At 66.2% G+C, this 20,876-nt stretch carries 16 protein-coding genes; 6 read left to right on the top strand and 10 right to left on the bottom strand.

The window, feature by feature from the left end; all coding sequences use genetic code 11:
* Positions 1-46 precede the first annotated feature (46 nt).
* The 5 genes from J5J86_RS20175 to J5J86_RS20155 form a co-directional block, all read right to left on the bottom strand.
* Positions 47-1,162 (bottom strand): hypothetical protein, encoded by a 1,116-nt coding sequence (locus tag J5J86_RS20175; protein WP_209101293.1) that lies wholly within the window; start codon positions 1,160-1,162, stop codon positions 47-49.
* A 140-nt stretch (positions 1,163-1,302) separates the two neighbouring features.
* Positions 1,303-1,833 (bottom strand): winged helix DNA-binding protein, encoded by a 531-nt coding sequence (locus J5J86_RS20170; RefSeq protein ID WP_209101290.1) that lies wholly within the window; start codon positions 1,831-1,833, stop codon positions 1,303-1,305.
* Between the two features lie 59 nt (positions 1,834-1,892).
* On the bottom strand, positions 1,893-2,876 hold the full coding sequence (locus tag J5J86_RS20165) for a TRAP transporter substrate-binding protein (protein WP_209101287.1): 984 nt from the start codon (positions 2,874-2,876) through the stop codon (positions 1,893-1,895).
* A 34-nt stretch (positions 2,877-2,910) separates the two neighbouring features.
* Positions 2,911-4,224 carry a TRAP transporter large permease gene (locus J5J86_RS20160; RefSeq protein ID WP_209101284.1) on the bottom strand — a complete coding sequence of 438 codons (1,314 nt, stop codon included), beginning with the start codon at positions 4,222-4,224 and terminating at the stop codon, positions 2,911-2,913.
* Positions 4,225-4,226: 2 nt separating this feature from the next.
* A complete protein-coding gene (locus J5J86_RS20155; RefSeq protein ID WP_209101281.1) occupies positions 4,227-4,775 on the bottom strand; it encodes a TRAP transporter small permease in 549 nt (182 codons plus the stop codon).
* A 522-nt stretch (positions 4,776-5,297) separates the two neighbouring features.
* On the opposite strand from J5J86_RS20155, the gene J5J86_RS20150 reads away from it, so the two are divergent.
* On the top strand, positions 5,298-8,963 hold the full coding sequence (locus J5J86_RS20150; protein ID WP_209101278.1) for a hydantoinase B/oxoprolinase family protein: 3,666 nt from the start codon (positions 5,298-5,300) through the stop codon (positions 8,961-8,963).
* A gap of 280 nt (positions 8,964-9,243) precedes the next feature.
* Here the strand turns inward: J5J86_RS20150 and J5J86_RS20145 are convergent, their stop codons facing one another.
* The gene (locus J5J86_RS20145) at positions 9,244-10,350 is read right to left on the bottom strand and encodes a DUF2778 domain-containing protein (RefSeq protein WP_247657725.1); all 1,107 of its coding nucleotides are present in this window, start codon (positions 10,348-10,350) and stop codon (positions 9,244-9,246) included.
* Positions 10,351-10,661: 311 nt separating this feature from the next.
* On the bottom strand, positions 10,662-11,828 hold the full coding sequence (locus J5J86_RS20140) for a hypothetical protein (RefSeq protein ID WP_209101275.1): 1,167 nt from the start codon (positions 11,826-11,828) through the stop codon (positions 10,662-10,664).
* Between the two features lie 69 nt (positions 11,829-11,897).
* Here J5J86_RS20140 and J5J86_RS20135 point away from each other — a divergent pair, with 69 nt between their 5' ends.
* Positions 11,898-12,596 carry a TIGR00266 family protein gene (locus J5J86_RS20135; protein ID WP_209101272.1) on the top strand — a complete coding sequence of 233 codons (699 nt, stop codon included), beginning with the start codon at positions 11,898-11,900 and terminating at the stop codon, positions 12,594-12,596.
* Between the two features lie 21 nt (positions 12,597-12,617).
* Here the strand turns inward: J5J86_RS20135 and J5J86_RS20130 are convergent, their stop codons facing one another.
* The gene (locus tag J5J86_RS20130) at positions 12,618-13,547 is read right to left on the bottom strand and encodes a histone deacetylase family protein (RefSeq protein WP_209101268.1); all 930 of its coding nucleotides are present in this window, start codon (positions 13,545-13,547) and stop codon (positions 12,618-12,620) included.
* A gap of 177 nt (positions 13,548-13,724) precedes the next feature.
* Between J5J86_RS20130 and J5J86_RS20125 the strand changes: the two genes are divergently transcribed.
* The 3 genes from J5J86_RS20125 (at position 13,725) to J5J86_RS20115 (ending at position 16,809) form a co-directional block, all read left to right on the top strand.
* The gene (locus tag J5J86_RS20125; RefSeq protein ID WP_209101265.1) at positions 13,725-14,753 is read left to right on the top strand and encodes an LLM class flavin-dependent oxidoreductase; all 1,029 of its coding nucleotides are present in this window, start codon (positions 13,725-13,727) and stop codon (positions 14,751-14,753) included.
* Positions 14,754-14,953: 200 nt separating this feature from the next.
* On the top strand, positions 14,954-16,069 hold the full coding sequence (locus tag J5J86_RS20120) for an OpgC family protein (RefSeq protein WP_209101263.1): 1,116 nt from the start codon (positions 14,954-14,956) through the stop codon (positions 16,067-16,069).
* Positions 16,066-16,809, top strand: a complete 744-nt coding sequence (locus J5J86_RS20115; protein WP_209101260.1) for an SGNH/GDSL hydrolase family protein — start codon at positions 16,066-16,068, stop codon at positions 16,807-16,809. The genes J5J86_RS20120 and J5J86_RS20115 overlap by 4 nt, the downstream gene beginning before the upstream one ends.
* 93 nt (positions 16,810-16,902) lie before the next feature.
* On the opposite strand, the gene ppdK is transcribed toward J5J86_RS20115, so the two are convergent.
* Together ppdK and J5J86_RS20105 are read right to left on the bottom strand one after the other, a co-directional pair.
* Positions 16,903-19,581 carry a pyruvate, phosphate dikinase gene (gene ppdK, locus J5J86_RS20110; RefSeq protein ID WP_209101258.1) on the bottom strand — a complete coding sequence of 893 codons (2,679 nt, stop codon included), beginning with the start codon at positions 19,579-19,581 and terminating at the stop codon, positions 16,903-16,905.
* Between the two features lie 101 nt (positions 19,582-19,682).
* Positions 19,683-19,823 carry a DUF3096 domain-containing protein gene (locus J5J86_RS20105; protein WP_209101257.1) on the bottom strand — a complete coding sequence of 47 codons (141 nt, stop codon included), beginning with the start codon at positions 19,821-19,823 and terminating at the stop codon, positions 19,683-19,685.
* Positions 19,824-20,035: 212 nt separating this feature from the next.
* Here J5J86_RS20105 and J5J86_RS20100 point away from each other — a divergent pair, with 212 nt between their 5' ends.
* Positions 20,036-20,872: an MBL fold metallo-hydrolase gene (locus J5J86_RS20100; protein ID WP_209101256.1), complete on the top strand. Its 837-nt coding sequence runs from the start codon at positions 20,036-20,038 to the stop codon at positions 20,870-20,872.
* The last annotated feature ends 4 nt before the right edge of the window (positions 20,873-20,876 follow it).

Here is a 20,876-nt window from a genome sequence, read left to right as displayed (position 1 = left end):
GGAAAAAATAGAAAGGGCGTGGCTTCGGCTGCGCCCTTTTTACGTTTCAGCAGGCTTCGACATAGGCCATGGCCTGTGCAAGAGCCGGCAGGACGTTACGGCGCATGAGGGTGCCGTAGAAAAGTGAGAAGTGCCCTGCCCCCTTCACAAGGCGATGGCGATGCAAGGCCGCCGGAAGATTCGGGCACAGCCGATGGGCAGCTTCGGTCTGTCCGGGAGCGGCGATATCGTCATCTTCCCCCTCAATGGTGAGAAGAAGGGTGCGGTTGAGCGCCGCAAGATCCACCAGCCGCCCACCCACCTGGAAAGCACCGCCCGCCAGGATCCTCTGCCGGAACACACGATCCACGTTTTCCAGGAAGAATTCCTGAGGAATGTCCATCATGTCCCAGCACAGGCGCGCCAGCGGGTATCGCATGGGATCATCCCCGTCATCCGCCAACAGCTTCAAGGGAAGCTCGCCCCCCGTCAGGCCCTGCCGCCAGAGATAGAAGCCGAACGCCTGCATCTGGCGGCGTCGGGGAAAGACTCGCCGCCCCGCGCCGGGAAAGGCGGCCGGCACAGTCTCGAACAGCCCCTCGTCGCCCACCGAACCGGAAGAGGCAAGCACGCGGTCGAGATTGGTGGGGTGGCAGGCCGGATCGATGGGGCCACCGAGCAGGGACAGGCTGGCGGGCGCCCGCCCCTCCGCCGCCGAAAGTGCAGTGGCCACCAAGGCGGGCACCGCGCCCTGGCACACGCCCACCACATGGCAGTCCGGTCCCATCTCGGCGATCATGCCGGCGGTTTCCAGGCAATTGGCATCGAATCCGAAGGCGCCTCGCGCCACGGGGAGATAGCGTGCGTCGGGCCAGTCGGTGACCGCCACATGATCGGCGAGCCCCAGCATGGCCACCACCAAGTCACGCAGGAGATAGGGGAAGGCGCCCGCGAGCGGTGCCACCAGCAGGACGCTGCGGCGTGGGCCATGCGTGGCGTGGAATGACCTGAGCTGGCCAGCGCCGAACACCCGGCCCACGGTTTCCTCCACCGCCACCGGCGCCCCGGCGGGGCCCGCGACGGACCGGATGCCGAAGGAGCGAAAGGCCCCTGAAGCCAGGGGCAGGCCAGCTGGACCGGCGGACGCCTCCCCGGACGGATGCCGCTGTGTTTCCTCCATCATCCACCTGCCCTGTCAGGAGATCGGACGGAGGAAGGATACGCGCATCAGGGTGAAATACTGAAATCGACCAATGCGCACAGGTCGCTTACGGTGAGGACACCGATGCGGCAGGTCCGCCCCGTGCGAAAGCGAAGGCGGCCCTAAAGGCTCGCCGCCGCGCGCGCCGCTTGATCATAATGCCCCGATAGCGCCCGCAGCACGGCAGCCAACTCCGACAATTTCTCGGGCGAGATGCCTGTCGCCGCCACGGTCGGCGTCAGCAGCGCCTCGCGCACTTCGCGATAGCGGCCGCACGCCTTGCGGCCGGCTTCGGTGGCGGCCAGGGTCTTTTCCTTGCCGCGCCGTCCGGCAGCGACGAGGCCGAGGCTCTGCAATTTCTTGGCGGCATAGGTGACGAGGTGCGTGTCCTCCACGTCGAGAACGAGGCACAGGTCCGCGATGGTCTTTGGCCGCTGGCGGTGCACCACGTGATGAAGCACGAGCACATCCAGGGCGGAGAGATCCGGCACGCCGGCGGCGGCCATACAGCGGATCATCCAGCGCTGATAGGCATGGCTGATCATGTTGAGCCCGAATTCGAGCTCGGAAAGCGCCGGCAGGGCGCCGTCCGCCAGATGGGCCGAGGAGACGATGGACCCCAGGACAGAGGTCGACAGCTTCGGTTCCGACATGAACGGGCACCACCTTCCGCAGAAAGGACCGGGCGGCCTTTCAGCCGCCCGGCGCTCTATCACTTCTTGAAGGCCTCGACGATGGCCTGGCCTTCCGGACCGGCCTTCTTCAGCCAGTCGGCAGTCAGTTGCTCGCCAATCTTCTGGAAGCCGGCCTTCAGCTCGGGCGAAGGCGGCTCCACCTTCATGCCGTGGGCCTTGAGCTGTTCCATGTACCACTTGGACTTGTCGATGGAGCTCTGCCAGCCCCGCTCCTCGGCGGCGGCGGCGGCCTTGAGCACGGCCTCCTGGGTGGCCTTGTCGAGGGCGTCGAAGGCGGCCTTGTTCACGAACACAAGGTTCTTCGGCAGCCAGGCCTGGACGTCGTAGAAATAGGGAATGCTCTCCCAGATCTTCACGTCATAGCCGGTGGCGGCGGAGGTGATGAGGGCGGTGACAACACCGGTGGCCAGCGCCTGGGCCAATTCAGCCTGCTGCACCGTGACGGGCTGCGCGCCGATCATTTCGCCGATACGCGAGGTGCCGGGATTATAGGCCCGCCACTTGGCGCCCTTCAGGTCGGCCAGCGAATTGACCGGATTCTTGGAGAAGATGCCCTGGGGCGGCCACGGCACCGCATAGAGGACCATCAGGCCCTGGGACGCGAGCTTCTTTTCCACCGCCGGGCGGGACAGCTTCCACAGCTTCTTGGAGTCTTCGTAGGAGGTGGCGAGGAAGGGCACCACGTCGATGCCGAAGATGGGATCTTCGTTCTCGTGGATGGACATGATGACTTCGCCGGCCTGGGCCTGGCCGGTCGCCACCGCGCGCTTGATCTCCGGCGCCTTGAAGAGCGAGGCGTTCGGGTGGAGCGTGATGATCAGCTTGCCGCCGGACGCGGCTTCCACGTCCTTGGAGAACTGGGCGAGATTCTCCGTGTGGAAATTATCGGCCGGATAGGCGGACGGCAGGTTCCACTTGGTCTGGGCCGCCGCAGGTCCGGCGGCGAGAGCGGCAAGGCCCGCGACGGCGAGCGCCGGGGCGAGGAAACGTTTAAGCGCCATAGTCTGTCCCTCTCGTGTTTGGCTTGCGACGTGATCAGCCCGGAAAGACCCAGCGCGGAAGCGCCAGGACGATGCCGGGAAACACCGTGATGATGGCAAGAGCCATGTTCAGCAGGATGAAGAAGGGCATGGCTGCCTTGGCTACCGCAAGGGTATCTCGGCCGCTCATGCTCTGCAGAACGAAAAGATTGAAGCCCACCGGAGGCGTGATCTGGGCCATCTCGACGAGAATGACCAGGAAGACGCCGAACCAGACCAGGTCGAACCCGGCCTGCTGGACCATGGGCAGAACGATGACGGCGGTCAGCACGATCATTGAGATGCCATCCACCAGACACCCGAGGATGATGTACATAATGGCCAGGGCGAAGGCGAGCATGTACGGGCTCAGATGCATGCCATTCACCCAGGCCGCCAGCGCCGCGGGGATGCCGGTATAGGCCATGGCCGCCGTGGTGAAGGCCGCGCCCGCAATGATCAGCATGATCATGCAGCTGAGGCGCGTCGCGCTCATGATGCTCTCGAACAGCGTGCGCCAGGTGAGCGTCCGGCTCCAGAGCGCCAGCAGGAGAGAGCCCAGCACGCCCCAGGCAGCGCATTCGGTGGCCGTGGCGATGCCCAGGATCAGCGACAGGAAGACGCCGGTGATGAGCAAGAGGCACGGCAGCAACTTGGCCGACTGCCGCATCTTCTCGCTAAACGTCATGATCGGGTCGCGGGGCGGGGTCTTTTTCGGGTTGAGCAGCGACCAGAGAGCGATGTAGCCGCTGTAGAGCCCCATCACGAGGGCGCCGGGAATGAAGCCGGCCAGGAACACCTGAAGCACCGAGACATTGGCCGTCACCGCATAGACCACCATGGGAATGGAGGGCGGGATGAGGAGGCCAAGTGTGCCGGAGCCCGCGAGCGAGCCGAGCGCGAGCCCCTTGTCGTAGCCGCGCTTGTCCAGCTCCGGCAGGGCGATCTTGCCGATGGTGGCGCAGGTGGCAGCCGAGGAGCCGGACACGGCGGCAAAGATGCCGCAGCCGACCACGTTCACGTGCAGCAGTCGGCCCGGCAGCCACTGGAGCCAGGGGGCAAGGCCCCGGAACATCTCCTCCGACAGCTTTGTCCGGAAGAGGATCTCGCCCATCCAGATGAACAGCGGCAGGGCGGCGAGCGTCCACGAGGCGCTCGCGCTCCAGACCGTGGTGGCAAGCACTTGGCTGATGGGCACCGGCGTCGTCAGCACCATGGCAGCCAGGCCCACGAGGGCGAGACCGATGGCGATCCAGACGCCCGAACCCAGCACCAGCACCAGGATGACGAGCAGAATGGCGGAAAGCTGAACAAGATCGAAGGAGGGCATGGTCAGACACCTCCCCCGGACGCCACGCGCTCGACCAGTTCCTCGGGCGAGGACACCGGCTCTTTCTCGTAGCGCGGGCTGTTGCCACGGGCGACGAAGACAAGCTCGTCCAGCATGGCGATGGCCAGAACGGTGAGGCCGGTTGCAAAGCCCATTTGCGGGATCCACAAGGGGATCGCGATAACACCCTGCGAAACGTCGTTGAAGCGATAGGAATCGTAGGTGAGCTGGATGGCGCTGCGGGCGAAATAGGCGACAAACACGAAGCCGACCACCAGGCAGAACAGTTCAAGATAACGCCGCGCCGGCCCCTTGAGCCGCTCCAGCACGAGGCCCACACGGATCATCTCGCCATATTTGAAGGTGTGGGCGAGGCCGAGAAAGGCCATGGCGGCCATGGACCAGGAGGTGAAGTCGTCGCCCGCCGGAACGTTCAGGCCAAACTCTCGACCCGCGGAAAGCGCGATCATGAGGGCGAAGATCACAACAAGGAAAAAGCCCGCCAGTAGGCCGGACAGGAGATAGAGACCGTCAAGGAGCTTGCGGATCATGGCGACACCCCCGCGCCGCGAGAATATCCCCTAGGCGCGCAACAGCGCGCACGAGCCGAGGTCCGCCGTCGCAGGCGGAAGCGGTGCACTGTCATCTGTTCCCCTCGTTGGCGCCGTTTCGTGCGGACGCTCTGTGAAGTGATGTTGGCTTCTCATCGAATTTTCGTCAACAAAATGTTGACGTTTTTTTCGATGCGTGACTTCATTCCATCCACGCTCACGGATTGGGCGCCAAGCCCGTTCGGATCCCGATGGGCGCTGGCCTGCCTCGCGTCCGTAAGGCTGGACGACACCGTGCGCTACCGGCACCGAGAAGAGGAAATTCTAATTTGCCTGCCATCCATACCAAATGAGGTATGAATGGAGGAAATGCTGGGAGGCGCCAACTGGCTGGGCCGGGGTGAGAGATCCCTTGTGCCCGCCCGGAACGCCCGTCGGACCCGAACCTAATTCCGGATTGGCCGCGTGAAAAGCCGGCGATCCCCAACCGGCGAGACCGGACAAGACAGAGGTGGAGAAGAGATGACGACGCGCACGGGTGAGGCAGAGGCGGCCGCTTCAACCTCCGGCACCTGGGAGTTTTGGATCGACCGGGGCGGCACCTTCACCGACATTGTCGGCCGCAAGCCGGACGGCACGCTGGTGGCGCACAAGGTCCTCTCCGAGAATCCGGAAGCCTATCGGGATGCCGCCGTCCATGGCATTCGCGAACTGCTCGGCCTCGCCCCCGGCGCGCCCATCCCGGCCGGCCTCGTCTCGGCCGTGAAGATGGGCACCACGGTCGCCACCAACGCTTTGCTGGAGCGCAAGGGCGACCGGACCCTGCTTGTCACCACCCGCGGCTTCCGCGACGCCCTGCGCATCGGCTACCAAGCGCGCCCCAAGATCTTCGCCAAGAAGATCGTGCTGCCGGACATGCTGTTCGAGCAGGTGCTGGAGGTGGACGAACGGGTCCGCGCCGACGGCACGGTGGAGGAAGTGCCCGACCTCGCCAAGGTGCGCGCAGCGCTCGAAGCCGCGAGGGCGAATGGGGTTCAGGCGGTGGCGGTGGCCTTCATGCACGCCTATCGCTACCCCGCCCATGAGGCCATGGTCGCCGCCCTCGCCCGCGAACTGGGCTTTCCCCAGGTGTCCGCCTCCCATGAGGTCTCGCCGCTGATCAAGCTGGTGGGCCGCGGCGATACCACGGTGGCCGACGCCTACCTCTCCCCCATCCTGCGACGCTATGTGGCCCAGGTGGCCGAAGAGCTGGGGACCGGCGCGCCGGTGGATGACGACGCCGAGGCCATCCGCCTCATGTTCATGATGTCCTCCGGCGGTCTCACCGCCGCCGACCTGTTCCAGGGGAAGGACGCGCTCCTGTCCGGCCCCGCCGGCGGCGTGGTGGGCGCCTCGGAAACCGGCCAGATTGCCGGGCTCGACCGCATCATCGGTTTCGACATGGGCGGCACTTCCACCGACGTGTGCCATTTCGACGGCGAGTTGGAGCGGGCGTTCGACACCGAAGTGGCCGGCGTGCGCATTCGTGCGCCCATGATGCGCATCCACACGGTGGCGGCCGGCGGCGGCTCCATCCTGCATTATGACGGTGCCCGCTTCCGCGTCGGCCCCGATAGCGCCGGAGCCAATCCGGGCCCTGCCTGCTATCGCCGGGGTGGTCCGCTGGCGGTCACCGACGCCAATGTGATGCTGGGCAAGCTGATTCCGGACTTCTTTCCGAAAATCTTCGGCCCCGGCCAGGATGCCCCGCTTGACGCCGAGGCGGTGCGCGCCAAGTTCGAGGCCATGGCGACTGAGATCGGCGATGGCCGTTCACCGGAGGCGGTGGCGGACGGCTTCGTGACCATCGCCGTCGAAAACATGGCCAATGCCATCAAGAAGATCTCGGTGGAGCGCGGCTATGACGTGACGCGCTATGCCCTGTCCTGCTTCGGCGGCGCCGGCGGGCAGCATGCCTGCCTGGTGGCCGACGCGCTGGGCATGCGCAAGGTGCACATCCACCCCTTCTCGGGCCTCCTCTCCGCCTATGGCATGGGCCTTGCGGCCATCCGGGCCCTGCGCACCAAGGCGGTGGGCGAGCGGCTGGTGCCGGAGGCGCTCGCTGGACTTGCCACCCTGCGTGACACGCTGGCGGCCGAAACCCAGGCCGAACTGAAGGGCCAGGGCGTCAGCGAGGCGGCCACCGAAACCGAGGCCAAGCTACATCTGCGTTATGAGGGCACCGACACCGCCATTCCGGTGGCGCTGGCGGATCTGGAGGCCATGGTGGCCGACTTCGAGGCGCGCCACCGCGCCCAGTTCGGCTTCGTCTCGCCCGAGAAGCAGATCGTGGTGGAGGCCATGGAGGTGCAATCCTCCGGTGGCGGTGCAGGCATCGTCGAGCCCGATTTGCCGCTCGCCGAGGGCGCGCCGGAGCCATGCCGCGCCACCCGCTTCTTCTCGGGTGGAGCATGGCGCGAGGCCCCGGTGGTGCTGCGCGCGGCCTTCAAGCCGGGCATGGTGCTGAAGGGCCCGGCGATCGTCATCGAGCCCAACCAGACCGTGGTGGTGGAGGATGGCTGGAGCGCCGAGGTGACGGCGAAGAACCATCTCATGCTCACCCGCACCGCCGTACTGAAGCGCGCGGAGGCGGTGGGCACCCATGCGGACCCGGTGATGCTGGAGGTGTTCAACAACCTCTTCATGTCCATCGCCGAGCAGATGGGCGTTACGCTTCAGAACACCGCCTATTCGGTGAACATCAAGGAACGGCTGGATTTTTCCTGCGCCGTCTTCTCCGGCAAGGGCGAACTGGTGGCCAACGCCCCCCACATGCCCGTGCATCTGGGCTCCATGGACCGCTCGGTGGAAACGGTCATCCGCGAGAATGCCGGCGCCATCCGCCCCGGCGACGTCTTTGCCCTGAACGCCCCCTATAATGGCGGCACCCATCTGCCGGACATCACTGTCGTCACACCCGTCTTCGATGATGAGGGCCAGGATCTGCTCTTCTGGGTGGCCTCCCGTGGCCACCATGCGGATGTGGGCGGCGTCGCGCCCGGCTCCATGAGCCCGCGCGCCACCACCATCGACGAGGAAGGGGTCTATATCGACAACTTCAAGCTGGTGGACCAGGGCCGGTTCCGGGAAAAGGAACTGGTGGATCTGCTCACCGGCGCCAAGTATCCCGCCCGGAATCCCGTGCAGAACGTGGCCGACCTGAAGGCCCAGATCGCCGCTAATGAGAAGGGCGTTCGCGAACTGAAGAAGATGATCGACACGTTCGGCCTCGACGTGGTCACGGCCTATATGGGCCACGTCCAGGACAATGCGGACGAAAGCGTGCGCCGCGTTTTGGATCGCCTCGCCGACAGTTCCTTCACCTATGAGATGGACCAGGGGACCATCATCAAGGTGAAGATCACCGTCGACAAGGCAACCCGCACCGCGAAAGTGGACTTCACCGGCACGTCGCCGCAGCAGGGCAACAATTTCAACGCCCCCGAGCCGGTCACCCGCGCCGCGGTGCTCTATGTCTTCCGCGTCATGGTGGAGGATGAGATCCCCATGAATGCGGGCTGCCTGCGCCCCATCGAGATCGTGGTGCCCAAGGGCTCCATGCTCTCCCCGGTTTATCCGGCGGCGGTTGTGGCGGGCAATGTGGAGACCTCCCAGGCCGTCACCAATTGCCTGTTCGGGGCGCTCAAGGCCATGGCGGCGTCCCAGGGCACCATGAACAACCTCACCTTCGGCAACGACCAGGTGCAGTATTACGAGACCATCTGCTCAGGCTCGCCCGCAGGCCCCGGCTTCGACGGCACGGATGCGGTCCATGTGCACATGACCAATTCCCGCCTGACCGACCCGGAAATCCTGGAAAGCCGCTTCCCCGTGCTGCTGGAGGACTTCCACGTGCGCGCCGGCTCGGGCGGCAAAGGACGCTGGACGGCGGGATCGGGGACCTATCGCCGGATCCGCTTCCTGGAACGGATGGACTGCGCCCTCCTCTCCTCCCACCGCCGGGTGCGGCCCTTCGGTGGCGATGGCGGCGAGCCCGGCCTCGTCGGCGAAGGCTTCGTGCGCCGCAATGACGGCTCGTTCGACACCCTGCAAGGGTGCGACCAGACCGTTCTTGAAGCGGGCGAGGCGGTGATCGTCATCACGCCTACCGCAGGCGGCTATGGCGACCCGGCGCAGCGGGAAGAGTGACGCAAGAGACCGGGCACGGCGCCGTCGTGCCCGGTCATTGGTGTCATCATCGCCAGTCTGCGCGCGACATTGACGTGGGCGAGCAAATGACCGTTAGACCGGGTGAGACGAAAGGGGCCGCTGCACGGCTGCGGTCGATGGCTGGGGGCCTGCCCCGAAAGTCCCACGGACCGCATCAGGCCCCAAGACAGGCTACAAAAGTTCCCGCCCTTCAATGGAGGCCGGGCCTTCATCGCTCACACACGCGCCCCTCGGTCTCCTCGCAAAAAGCCCGCTCGACCTATTTGTTGATGTTGCTGTTCCCATTGCCGGCCAGCCAGGCAATCAGCGGGTTGTCGGGGGTGCGGCCGGGCGCGTTGGGCACGCTCTCCACCACCACGACCTTGGTCACCTCTCCCCGCTTATAGGCGGCCAGGAACTTGTCATAGTCCTTGAACGAGATGCAGCCGTTGGAATCACCACGCGGTCCCATCAGGTAGGAATGGGTAAGAAACCCGTCACGGCCATACATCTTGCCTTCGCCCACCGGACGCATCCGCAGGGCTTCCACGCCGTGGAACAGGCGCTCGCGCATGGTCAGCGTGTAGACATTGGGCGGGGTGGGTCCGATCATGCGCGTGGAGACATAGGACAGGTTGTCCATGCCATCCCCATAGCCCGAATGGGCTTCCAGCCGCTCGCCATTAGGCATGTAGACGGTCTGGCCCTTGATGTCATAGACGGCGAATTTGTCTCCGGGTTGCGGCAGCGCGATGCTCCGCTCGCCGGGCTTGGCGGGGGCAGGCTCCACTGCCGCGGGCACTTCCGCCGGTGCGGGCAGCGCCGCGATGCGGGGCGCGGCCGGCGTCGGCTCGCCATTGGCCAGCGGATTGCGCTGGGGCATGGGTACAGAGGCCAGGCGATCCCGGCTCTCGAGCAAGGCCGTCGCCGCGTCGGACGCGCCGCGCGCTGACCCAAGGGGGTTGGCCGTGGGCAGGGGCACGGAACGAACCACATCCACGCGCGATCCCGGGGCCGGTTCGGGCGCTGGAACTGCGGCCACAACTTTGCGGCTACCGCCGGCAATGGGATTTGGGTCGTAAAGCCAGCTCGGCAAGGCGAAGAGGGTGGTGTGCACGGGCTCCATGCCCATGTCTGGCGGGATTTCCTCGTCGGAGGCCGCCTCCGCCGCCAACTGGGCCGCGCGCTGGGCCAGCGCCTTCTCGTCGAACACCGGCTCAGCGGTGCGGGTGAAGCCGCCCACCGCCCAGGCCGCCACGACGGCGACCGCCGTCAAGCTGACCACCGCCACAAGGGCCGTGACACCCACACGCGCCAGCATATTCGCCCGCGGGACGACATAGGGCTCGTCATAGGCGTCTTCGTCGTTCCAGGCCGTGTAGGTCATGATCCCCACTGCTCAGTCCGCGTGGCCCATGGACGGGCAAACGCCCATCCCGAACCCGCACGGCATCACCGTGGCGCATCGCCCGGAAACGGGTGCGCCTGTCCAAAGGCTCTCCGGAAAATCTTTCGATTTCCCTTCCGCAACGTCACACACTGCCTCATTCGGGCAATGCATCTTGACGGAACCCCACAGTCCAATTGGGACTTTATGCATTTTGCGGCGCCTTCGGCAAGCGCGACCCGCCGACGCGTGCCCGCGCGCGCGGTCTTTGCATGTCAGATGACGGTTTGCGTCCACGCTGGATCGCGGCGTCAATGAGCAGCCCCGCGGGGCATTCGTGAGCGAAAGCCGGCATAGCCTGCGTCCGCGTCGAAAAGATAATCGAAGCGGTTCAGGAGACGCACCGAGGTATTCACGAACGCCTCTTCTCCGGGGCGAGGAACGAGAATGACGCGCGCGGGAGCGACCGAATCGGCCGCATTCCCCACTGCGAAAGCGTAGGACACGCCCTTCCCTTCTCCCAGCAGGTCCAAATTGAGGCGGGCACTGGGCGGCAAGGTTGGCTTGCCATCGGGGGCCTGCACCGTCTGGCCATTCAACTGGGATGCGGGAAGGGTGAGGTACATGGTGTCCACCCCAGTATCCACGAGCACCGTGCCACAGGCCGGTGGCTGGCGGTCATTGAGGGACAGGCAGACCGGAATGGGAGCCCAGTCCGGGAAGCGGTCGCTCTTGTCCAGCTTGGCGAACGTAAAACCCTTCGCCCCCTCCGCCGTCACCCCCACCTGGATGCCCTGCTTGGTCACCACATAGCCCCGGCGCATGGCACCGGGCGCCTCGGGGGTGCCCATGGCGGGCAGGTTCAAAAGTGGGTTGCGGTCGGGTGTTCCTTCTGCCTGCCGGTCCTTCTCCCGCGCAAAGCCGATGCCCACCATGGCCACATGGGTCGGGTGGGTGCGCACGCGACAATTGCGCGCCGCCTTGAGGCAGTCGATGCGGCGCACGGCGAGCACGGGGATCGGGCGGCTGGTGACTTGCGCGCCGTTCGGACCGGACAGGGTGACGGGCGCGACAACCCAATCCCCCCGCATGATCCGCCCGGAACTGGTGTAGGTGATGGTGCCCGGCCCCAGAGACTTCAGCTGTGACAGGTTCGGTATGGCTCGGGCCGCAATGACGACGCCGGTCGACCCCGTGTCCAGCACCGCCCGCACGACCGCCCCGCCTACGGAAACGCCCACCTGCGGCGGGCGGGTGATGGGCGCTGAGGCGAGGGGGGCGTTCAGATAGGGCAGGAACACGCTCTGGCCGCTGCCGGACAGATCGGGGCCGGCTTCTCCGGCCGTCGCAATCGACGGCGCCAGATTGGAAAAGGCCAAGGCCAGGCCGGCCGCGCCAGCAGCCAAAAGCCCACGCCAGCCTTGCATGGGGCGGACGAATTCGGCGGAAAGCTGAAGCTTCATAGTGGCATACCGCATTTGAAGACGCTTGCTCCCGCGACCGGCTGATCGCACTGTGTCCGTCACTGACGCAGGATCATGGCAAACATGCGCACGGAAATCACAGGAACCACGCTTCCCGTTCTCCAGGTCACGCTCAAGCCCGGCGAAACGCTGCTCGCCGAGACCGATCGCATGTCCTGGATGACGCCCAACATCGCGCTGCACACCACCACAGCAACCGGGGGCGCGGGCGGCTTTTTTGGCGCGCTCGGCCGCGCTGTTGCCGGCGGGGGGCTGTTCATGACCGAGTTCACTGCCCAGGGGAGCGAGGGCCTGGTCGCGTTTGCCGCCACCATTCCCGGCAACATCCTGGAAGTGCCCATTTCCCCCGGCCGTGGCTATTTCATGCACCGCCACGGTTTCCTTGCCGGTGCCCACGGGCTTTCCATCGCCATCGGCTTTCAGCAGAGCCTCGGCTCGGGCCTCTTCGGCGGTGAAGGCTTCATCCTCCAGAAGGTGACCGGCGAGGGCGCAGCCTTCGTTGAGCTGGGCGGAGAGATGATTTCCTACACGCTGGAGCCGGGGCAAAGCCTTCTGGTCCATCCCGGCCATGTGGGCATGTTCGAGGAGAGCGTGAACTTCGAGATCACCATGATGCGCGGCATACGCAACGCCCTGTTCGGCGGCGACGGCCTGTTCCTGGCCCAGCTCACCGGGCCGGGGAAGGTGTGGCTCCAGTCCCTCACCGCGCCCAAGCTCGCCCACGCCCTTCAGCCCTACCTGCCGAGCGGCGAGCGCCGCTGACCGGAAAGGCCCGCCCCGCCCTCAGCCATGCATGAGGGCGGTGACATGGGCGGCGGCGGAGCTGGCGAGGCCCTCCAGGTCATAACCGCCCTCCAGGATCGAGACGACGCGCCCCCCCGCATGCTTGTCGGCGATCTCCATCAGGCGGCGGGTGGCCCAGCCGAAATCGGTATCCACCAGTCGCAGCGAGGCCAACGGATCGCGCACATGGGCATCGAAGCCGGCGGAGATGATGATCAGTTCGGGACCAAAGGCAGAAAGGCGCGGCAGGATGCGGCTTTCCATCGCCTCCTTGAACCTGGCGCCGTCATCACCCGAGCGCAGGGGCGCATTGACGATGGTGTTGGCGGCGCCGGTCTCGCTCACAGCGCCGGTGCCGGGATAAAGCGGCATTTCGTGGGTGGAGCAATAAAGGACGGTGTCGTCCGCCCAGAAGATTTCCTGGGTGCCATTGCCGTGGTGCACGTCGAAATCCACCACCGCCACGCGGCCGAGGCCATGGACGGCCTGAGCATGACGGGCGGCGATGGCGGCCTGGTTCAGCAGGCAGAAGCCCATGGGCCGGCGCGTCTCGCAATGATGCCCCGGCGGGCGCATGGCCACGAAAGCATTGTTGACCTTGCGCGCGACCACCTCGTCCACCGCATAGCAGGCCCCGCCCACGGCGCGCATCACCGCTTCCCAACTGCCGGGGGATAACACGGTGTCGGAATCGATCCGCACCACGCCCTCGGTGGGAATGGCCTCGGCCATGGCGTCCACGAAATCGGCGGGGTGCACACGGATCACATCGTCCCGCTCGCCGAGCGGCGCACTCTCGCGCAAGAGGGTAGCGAACTTTTCCTGCTCGAAGATCCGGTCCAACGCCCGCAGCCGGTCCGCCCGCTCCGGATGGCCGGGGGGCGTGGCATGGAGGAGGCCGGCGGGGTGCGTAATGAGAAGCGTGGACATCGGCGTTTCCGCCCTCTCTGAGGAGGTTTCTATTGTGACATACCATATCCCAGGAACCAGAGAACGGTTTTGAGGTGGCTCAACGCTTCACCCACCAGCCCGGGCGGCTGCAGGTCCTTGGCGGCACAGGGACAATGTCTGATATAGGCTGTGCGCCACGAACCGGAGGAACCGCCCGTGCCCGCTCTCGAACTCGGCCTCGACACCTTCGGTGACGTCACCCATGGCGCGGACGGAACGCCCAAGCCCCATGGCCAGGTGATCCGCGACGTGTTGGAAGAGGCGGTGCTGGCGGATGAGACCGGCATTGATTTCATCGGCCTCGGCGAACACCACCGCGACGACTTCGCCATCTCTGCCCCTGACGTGGTGCTGGCGGCGATCGCGGCGCGCACCCGCCGCATTCGGCTCGGCTCGGCGGTGACCGTCCTGTCTTCGGATGACCCGATCCGTGTCTTCCAGCGCTTCTCAACCGTCGATGCCATTTCCAATGGCCGCGCCGAGGTGATCCTGGGGCGCGGCTCCTTCACGGAGAGCTTCCCCCTCTTCGGCTTCGCCCTGCGGGACTATGAGACGCTCTTTGCCGAGAAGCTCGATCTGTTTGCCGCCCTGCTGGCCAATGGCCCGGTGACTTGGGAGGGCTCCATCCGCCCGCCCTTGAGGGACCAGAAGGTCTTCCCGCCCATCGAGCGGGGCACCTTGAAGACCTGGATCGGGGTGGGGGGCACGCCGGAATCGGTGGTGCGGGCCGCCCATTACCGCCTGCCCTTGATGCTGGCCATCATCGGCGGGGCCCCCGCCCGCTTCCGCTCCTATGCGGACCTCTACCGCCGCGCCCTCGCCGAAACCGGCAAGCCGGCTTTGCCCATTGGCGTGCACTCGCCCGGCTATGTGGCGGACACCGACCAGGCGGCGCGCGACGAAGTGTTCGGCCCCTACAAGGCCATGCGCGATCGCATCGGCGCCGAGCGCGGCTGGCCGCCCATGGGACGGGATGAGTTCGAGCGGGAAATCACCCACGGCTCGCTCTATGTAGGATCGCCCGAAACCGTCGCCCGAAAGATCGCCGCGACCGCGTCGGCCCTCGGCATCGATCGGTTCGACCTGAAATATAGCGGCGGCCCCATTCCCCACGGCCGCCTCATGCGCTGCGTGGAGCTTTACGGCACCAAGGTGATCCCGCTGGTGCGCGACATGCTGGCCTGAGCCACCTCCCGCCCCGCATGGCGGGTGCGGGCGCCGCAGGTCTTGGCCGCACGGCCAAGGTGACTCATTTCGGCCACGCCCATGGGGCGCTTTGCGCACGCAAGCGTGAGGCGGCTGCCCCTCGAAACCAGGAACGGCCCGCCCCACTTCGCGTTCACATGGCGCCGGCGCACGATCGCCGGGGTGGGAGAACCGGCCGGATGACGGGTGATGGCAGACGGGTGAGCGTGGATTTCTGGCGAGGCTTCGCCTTGCTGACCATTTTCATCAATCACATTCCCGGGAACGTGGCCGGTCACTTCACCTATCGTAACTTCGGGATTTCGGACGCCGCCGAGCTGTTCGTCCTGCTCGCCGGCATATCTGCCGCCTTCGCCTATCTGCGCCCCTTCGAGCCCGGCGCCCGTGCGCGCGTCACGGTGCGGGTCTGGCTGCGCGCATTCCAGCTTTATGTGGCCCACCTCGCCTTGCTGCTGGTGGCGGTGGCGGTTGTCGGCGGCTTCGTGGTGGCAACCGGCGATGACCGTGTGCTCGAATGGTACCATCTGGACGTCATCAGCCAGCAGCCCATTGAGGCCCTGGTGGGCATCGCCCTGCTGAGCTACCAGCCAGCCTATCTGAACATCCTGCCGCTCTATGTGGCGATCCTGGTGCTGGCGCCGGTTCTGATCCTGCTGATGCGGACCAGCATCGCACTGGGGCTTGCGGTCTCAGCTGCGCTCTATCTTGCCACGCAGCTGATGGGTTTCACTCCCGGCTCCTGGCCCAATAGCGGGACCTGGTTCTTCAATCCCTTCGCCTGGCAATTCCTGTTTGCCTGCGGCCTGGCCATCGGGCGGCTCATCGACACCAACGCGCACCCGGTGGCGAACCGCGTGCTGGACATTCTGGCCCCCGCCTATCTCGCCGCGACCCTGGTCTGGGCGCTTGCGGGCCTGCCCATGTCGGCGGACCTGTCGCCGCTGCCCGCGTTCCTGTGGGACCTCGACAAGACCAACCTCGCCCTGCCCCGGCTCCTCCATGTGCTGGCCCTCGTTTATTGCGTGTCGCGCCTGCCGCTGGAGGCGCTGTTCCGGGCGAGCCCCGCGGCCCAGCCGCTCATCGCGATGGGGCGCCACGCCTTGCCGGTTTTTTGCCTCGGCACGGTGCTGGCCCTGGCTTTGCAAATCCAGCGGGCTGTTTACGATGGGGGAGTGGTGCCCGACCTGCTCATTGCGGGCGCGGGCTGCGCAATCCAATGGATGCTGGCGTGGGCGCTGGAATGGTACCGAACCGGATCGAGGGCGGCGTCGGGGAGATCCGCGACCGTGGCGTGACGGCCGCTCGTTCCCGCGTTTCGGTCAGACGGGCCGTCCGGGACCTTTCTGCCGCCCTGGCAGCGGTCCTCCTCGCCGGCCTGATCGCCGCCCCGGCGGAGGCCGGCGCCATCTCCGGCACGTGCCGCGTGCCCGATGTCTATCTGACCTTTGACAGCATCCTGTCCCGCACGGAGCGGCTCATCGACCGCGCTGCGCCGGTGCGCATCCTGGTGATCGGTCCGCAAATGGACAAGGGCGCGCTCTCCGCCAAGAAGCTCACCAAGCTGGAGCAGGAGTTGGCCCAGCGCCTGCCGGACATCCGCTTCACCATCACGCAGGAAGAGACCGTCCCCGGCCTCGTTCGGGAGGATTTCGGCCGCATCCGGCAGGCGGTGGAGCGCACCCAGCCGGATCTTGTGGTCTGGCAGGTGGGCACGGGGGACGCGCTGGCGGGGACCGACCCCTCCGACTTTTCCCGCGCCCTGGACCAGGCGGCGGAATGGCTGCGGGGCCGGGACATCGACCTGATCCTGGTGGACCCGCCCTTCCTGCCCAACGTCCCCCATGAGGCGCGCTATGGGCGCATCGTCCAGCAGATCGACAAGGTCTCGGACCGGGAGCGGCTCAACGTGCTGCAGCAATATGGCGCCACCACCTATCTCTTCTCCTCGCCCCAGTCCGGCGCGCGCGGCACGAGCGGGCGGCTCTGCCTGCCGGAGCTTCTGGCGGAAGCCATCGTGCGCTCGGCGACGCGCTGACCGCCAAAGACCGCGCGACGGGCATCGGCCCTCCCAAAACGACTTCGGCCCGCCAGAGGCGGGCCGAAGCATGTCTTGCCGGAGTGCGGACGATCAGGCCTGGCTGGCGGCCTTACGGCCCAAAGCCGCCTGCGCGGCGGCAAGCCGGGCGATCGGCACGCGGAAGGGCGAGCACGATACGTAGTCGAGGCCCACCTCGTCGCAGAAGGCGACGGAGGCCGGGTCACCACCATGCTCGCCGCAAATGCCGAGCTTGATGTCGGGGCGCGACTGTCGGCCGCGCTCCACGCCGATCTTCACCAGCTCACCCACGCCGTCCCGGTCGATGGAGACGAAGGGATCCACTTCCAGGATGCCCTTCTGCACATACGGCCCAAGGAAGGTGCCGGCGTCGTCGCGCGAGACGCCGAAGCAGGTCTGGGTCAGGTCGTTGGTACCGAAGGAGAAGAATTCGGCCGCCTCGGCGATCTCCTTGGCGCGCAGGGCGGCGCGCGGGAGCTCGATCATGGTGCCCACCTGGAAGGTGAGCTTGGCGCCGGTCTCGGCCTCGACCTCCTTCGCCACCTTCTGGATGACGGCGTTGACGATGTCGAACTCCGCCTTGGTGGCGATGAGCGGCACCATCACTTCCGGAACCACCATCTCGCCGGTCTTCTTGGCGGCGATAACGGCCGCCTCGAAGATGGCGCGGGCCTGCATCTCCGCGATCTCGGGGAAAGCGATGGCGATGCGGCAGCCGCGGAAGCCGAGCATGGGATTGACCTCATGCAGCTCCTTGTTGCGGCGCTCAATGCGCTCGACGTCCACGCCGAGGCTCTTGGCCACTTCCTGGGTTTCCGCCTCGGTGTGGGGCAGGAACTCATGGAGCGGGGGGTCCAGCAGGCGGATGGTGACCGGCAGGCCCTTCATGATCTCGAACAGCTCGACGAAGTCCTCCCGCTGCATGGGCAGCAGCTTGGCGAGGGCGGCGCGGCGGCCGGCCTCGTCGTCGGAGAGGATCATCTCGCGAACCGCCAGGATGCGGCCTGCATCGAAGAACATGTGCTCGGTGCGCGACAGGCCGATGCCCTCGGCGCCGAAGGAGCGGGCCATGCGGGCGTCGAGCGGGGTCTCCGCATTGGCGCGGATCTTCAGGCGGCGCACCTTGTCGGCCCAGCCCATGAGGGTGGCGAACTCGCCAGACAACTCGGGCTGCTGCATGGGCACCTCGCCGGCCAGCACCTGGCCGGTGGAGCCGTCAATGGTGATCACGTCGCCCTTCTTAAAGGTGCGGCCGGAGACGATCAGCGTCTGGCCGGCATAGTCGATGCGCAGGGCGCCGGCACCGGAGACGCAGGGCTTGCCCATGCCGCGCGCCACCACGGCAGCGTGGGAGGTCATGCCGCCGCGCGAGGTCAGAATGCCCTCGGCCGCATGCATGCCATGGATGTCCTCGGGGGAGGTTTCCACACGCACCAGGATGACCTTGCGGCCCTGCCCCTTCATGGCCTCGGCCTCGTCGGCGGAGAACACGATGGAGCCGCAGGCAGCACCGGGCGAGGCCGGCAGGCCGCTCGCCACCACGTCGCGGGGCGCCTTGGGGTCGATGGCGGGGTGCAGCAATTGGTCGAGGGCGGCCGGGTCGACGCGGGAAACAGCCTCTTCCTGGGAAATGAGGCCCTCATTGGCCAGTTCCACCGCAATCCGCAGCGCCGCCTTGGCGGTGCGCTTGCCGGAGCGGGTCTGGAGCATCCACAGCTTGCCCTTCTCGACCGTGAACTCAAGGTCCTGCATGTCCCGGTAATGGTTCTCGAGCGCGTTGGAGATGCGCTCGAACTCCTTGAAGGCCTCCGGCAGCGCGGTTTCCATGGAGGGCTTGTCGGAGCCGGCTTCCTTGCGGGCCTTCTCGGTCAGGTCCTGCGGCGTGCGGATGCCGGCCACCACGTCCTCGCCCTGCGCGTTCACGAGGAACTCGCCATAGAGCGCCTTCTCGCCGGTGGAGGGATTGCGGGTGAAGGCCACGCCCGTCGCGGAGGTGTCGCCCATATTGCCGAACACCATGGCCTGCACGTTGACCGCGGTGCCCCAGCTTTCCGGAATGGTGTGCAGGCGACGATAGGTGATGGCGCGCTGGTTCATCCAGGAGCCGAAGACGGCGCCGATGGCGCCCCACAGCTGCTCATGGGGATCCTGCGGGAAGGGCTTTCCGAGCTCCGACAGCACCTTGGCCTTGTAATCCACCACCAGCTTCGCCCAGTCATCGGCGCTGAGGTCGGTGTCCAGGGTGTAGCTGTTCTGGAGCTTGTAAGTGTCCAGCAGCTCCTCGAAGTGGTGGTGGTCCACGCCAAGCACCACGTCCGAATACATGGTAATGAAGCGCCGATAGCTGTCATAGGCGAAGCGCCGGTCGCCGGCGAGCTTGGCCACCGCTTCCACGGTCTCGTCATTCAGGCCGAGATTGAGCACCGTGTCCATCATGCCCGGCATGGAGGCGCGAGCGCCCGAGCGGACCGAGACAAGGAGCGGGTTGGCCGGGTCGCCGAAGGACTTGCCGGTGAGGCTCCCCACATGGGCGAGAGCGACTTCCACGTCGCCCTTCAGCTCGGCGGGATAGGTCTCGCCATGGGCGTAATAATAGGTGCAGACCTCCGTGGTGATGGTGAAGCCCGGAGGAACCGGAAGGCCCAGATTGGCCATCTCGGCGAGGTTTGCACCCTTGCCGCCGAGCAGGTTCCGCATGTCGGCTTTCCCCTCGGCCTTGCCGTCGCCGAAGGAGTAGACCCATTTCGTCATCTGGAGATCCCTTGGGGTGGACACGCTGTACAGGAAGACTGCGCGGTTGCTTTAGCTCGCGCGCGGCCTGCCTTCAACTCCACTATTTGCTCACAAGCCGCTCAATGTGGCACCAGACCCAAAATTCCGATCAGAATCAGATAGATCGCCACCAGAATATTGAGCAGCCGGGGAAAGAGCAGGATCAGGATTCCGGCCACCAGGGCGACGATGGGCTGAAGGATCACCAAGTCGACGGTCATGCGATTTCTCCTTGAGAGAGTCGCGGCGGCGCGCGCGGCTCGCCGCAAAGGTCTCGGCGGGTAAGACGATCGAACTGAGGATTGGTTCCGGCAGCAGTGCGGCTTGTCTCACGGCGCTGTGAAACAACGTCCATTGCAAACCGCTGCGGGTCTGTGCGGTCATGAGGCTCTGCAGCGAGCTTTGGTCATGTTTTGCCAGACGGGGGACGGCCATGGGGTGGAGTGCCGCGGACGCAGCATCACGCAAGGTCACCCCGTGGCTGGCGGGCCTTGCAGCCCTCATCGCCTCCGCCTTCGCCGTCACGCCGGTCCTCGCCCAGCCGGAAAAATGCCCCCGCATGGTCGCCGAGGCACCGCCCCGGATCATTCCGGCCGCCTTCCGGCTGGCGGCGGCGGGCACCGGTGAGGTCCGCCTCACCTTTGTCGGCCACGCCACCTTCCTGATCGAGAGCCCGGCCGGGGTGACGATCGCCACTGACTATAATGACTATGTGCGCCCCAGCATCGTGCCCATGGTCGTCACCATGAACCGGGCGCACGACACCCACTACACCAACAACCCCGATCCCGGCATCGCCCATGTACTGCGAGGCTGGAACCCCGAGGGCGGCGCCGCGAACCATGAGCTGACGCTGGAGGATGTGTGGATTCGCAACGTGCCCACCAACATCCGCCAGGGGGCAGCCACGCTCTATGACGGCAATTCCATCTTCGTGTTCGAGGTGGCGGGGGTCTGCATCGCCCATCTCGGCCACCTCCACCATGTGCTCACACCGGACCATCTGGAGGCCATGGGGCGCATCGACGTGGTGCTGGCGCCGGTGGACGGCTCCTATACGCTCGACATTGACGGCATGCTGGAAACCCTTAAGGCCATCAATGCGCCCCTCGTCATTCCCATGCATTATTTCAGCAGTTGGGGCCTGGACCGTTTCCTCAACCGCTTGAGCGAGGATTACGCGGTGACCCGGTCGGCGTCCCCCACCATCACCCTTTCCCGCGAGACCTTGCCTGCCAGGCCGACCATTCTCGTACTGCCGGGCCGGTAAGGTG

Source organism: Aquabacter sp. L1I39 (genome assembly GCF_017742835.1).
Classification (GTDB): Bacteria; Pseudomonadota; Alphaproteobacteria; order Rhizobiales; family Xanthobacteraceae; genus L1I39.
The sequence above is the reverse complement of the archived record's forward strand: the minus strand, read 5'-3'. Positions and strand labels throughout refer to the sequence as shown.

Excerpts from the sequence above, each read along its gene's own strand:
- J5J86_RS20175 (WP_209101293.1), bottom strand. The coding sequence starts at position 1,162 with ATGATGGAGGAAACACAGCGGCATCCGTCCGGGGAGGCGTCCGCCGGT.
- J5J86_RS20170 (WP_209101290.1), bottom strand. The coding sequence starts at position 1,833 with ATGTCGGAACCGAAGCTGTCGACCTCTGTCCTGGGGTCCATCGTCTCC.
- J5J86_RS20165 (WP_209101287.1), bottom strand. The coding sequence starts at position 2,876 with ATGGCGCTTAAACGTTTCCTCGCCCCGGCGCTCGCCGTCGCGGGCCTT.
- J5J86_RS20160 (WP_209101284.1), bottom strand. The coding sequence starts at position 4,224 with ATGCCCTCCTTCGATCTTGTTCAGCTTTCCGCCATTCTGCTCGTCATC.
- J5J86_RS20155 (WP_209101281.1), bottom strand. The coding sequence starts at position 4,775 with ATGATCCGCAAGCTCCTTGACGGTCTCTATCTCCTGTCCGGCCTACTG.
- J5J86_RS20150 (WP_209101278.1), top strand. The coding sequence starts at position 5,298 with ATGACGACGCGCACGGGTGAGGCAGAGGCGGCCGCTTCAACCTCCGGC.
- J5J86_RS20145 (WP_247657725.1), bottom strand. The coding sequence starts at position 10,350 with ATGACCTACACGGCCTGGAACGACGAAGACGCCTATGACGAGCCCTAT.
- J5J86_RS20140 (WP_209101275.1), bottom strand. The coding sequence starts at position 11,828 with ATGCGGTATGCCACTATGAAGCTTCAGCTTTCCGCCGAATTCGTCCGC.
- J5J86_RS20135 (WP_209101272.1), top strand. The coding sequence starts at position 11,898 with ATGCGCACGGAAATCACAGGAACCACGCTTCCCGTTCTCCAGGTCACG.
- J5J86_RS20130 (WP_209101268.1), bottom strand. The coding sequence starts at position 13,547 with ATGTCCACGCTTCTCATTACGCACCCCGCCGGCCTCCTCCATGCCACG.
- J5J86_RS20120 (WP_209101263.1), top strand. The coding sequence starts at position 14,954 with ATGACGGGTGATGGCAGACGGGTGAGCGTGGATTTCTGGCGAGGCTTC.
- ppdK (WP_209101258.1), bottom strand. The coding sequence starts at position 19,581 with ATGACGAAATGGGTCTACTCCTTCGGCGACGGCAAGGCCGAGGGGAAA.
- J5J86_RS20105 (WP_209101257.1), bottom strand. The coding sequence starts at position 19,823 with ATGACCGTCGACTTGGTGATCCTTCAGCCCATCGTCGCCCTGGTGGCC.
- J5J86_RS20100 (WP_209101256.1), top strand. The coding sequence starts at position 20,036 with ATGGGGTGGAGTGCCGCGGACGCAGCATCACGCAAGGTCACCCCGTGG.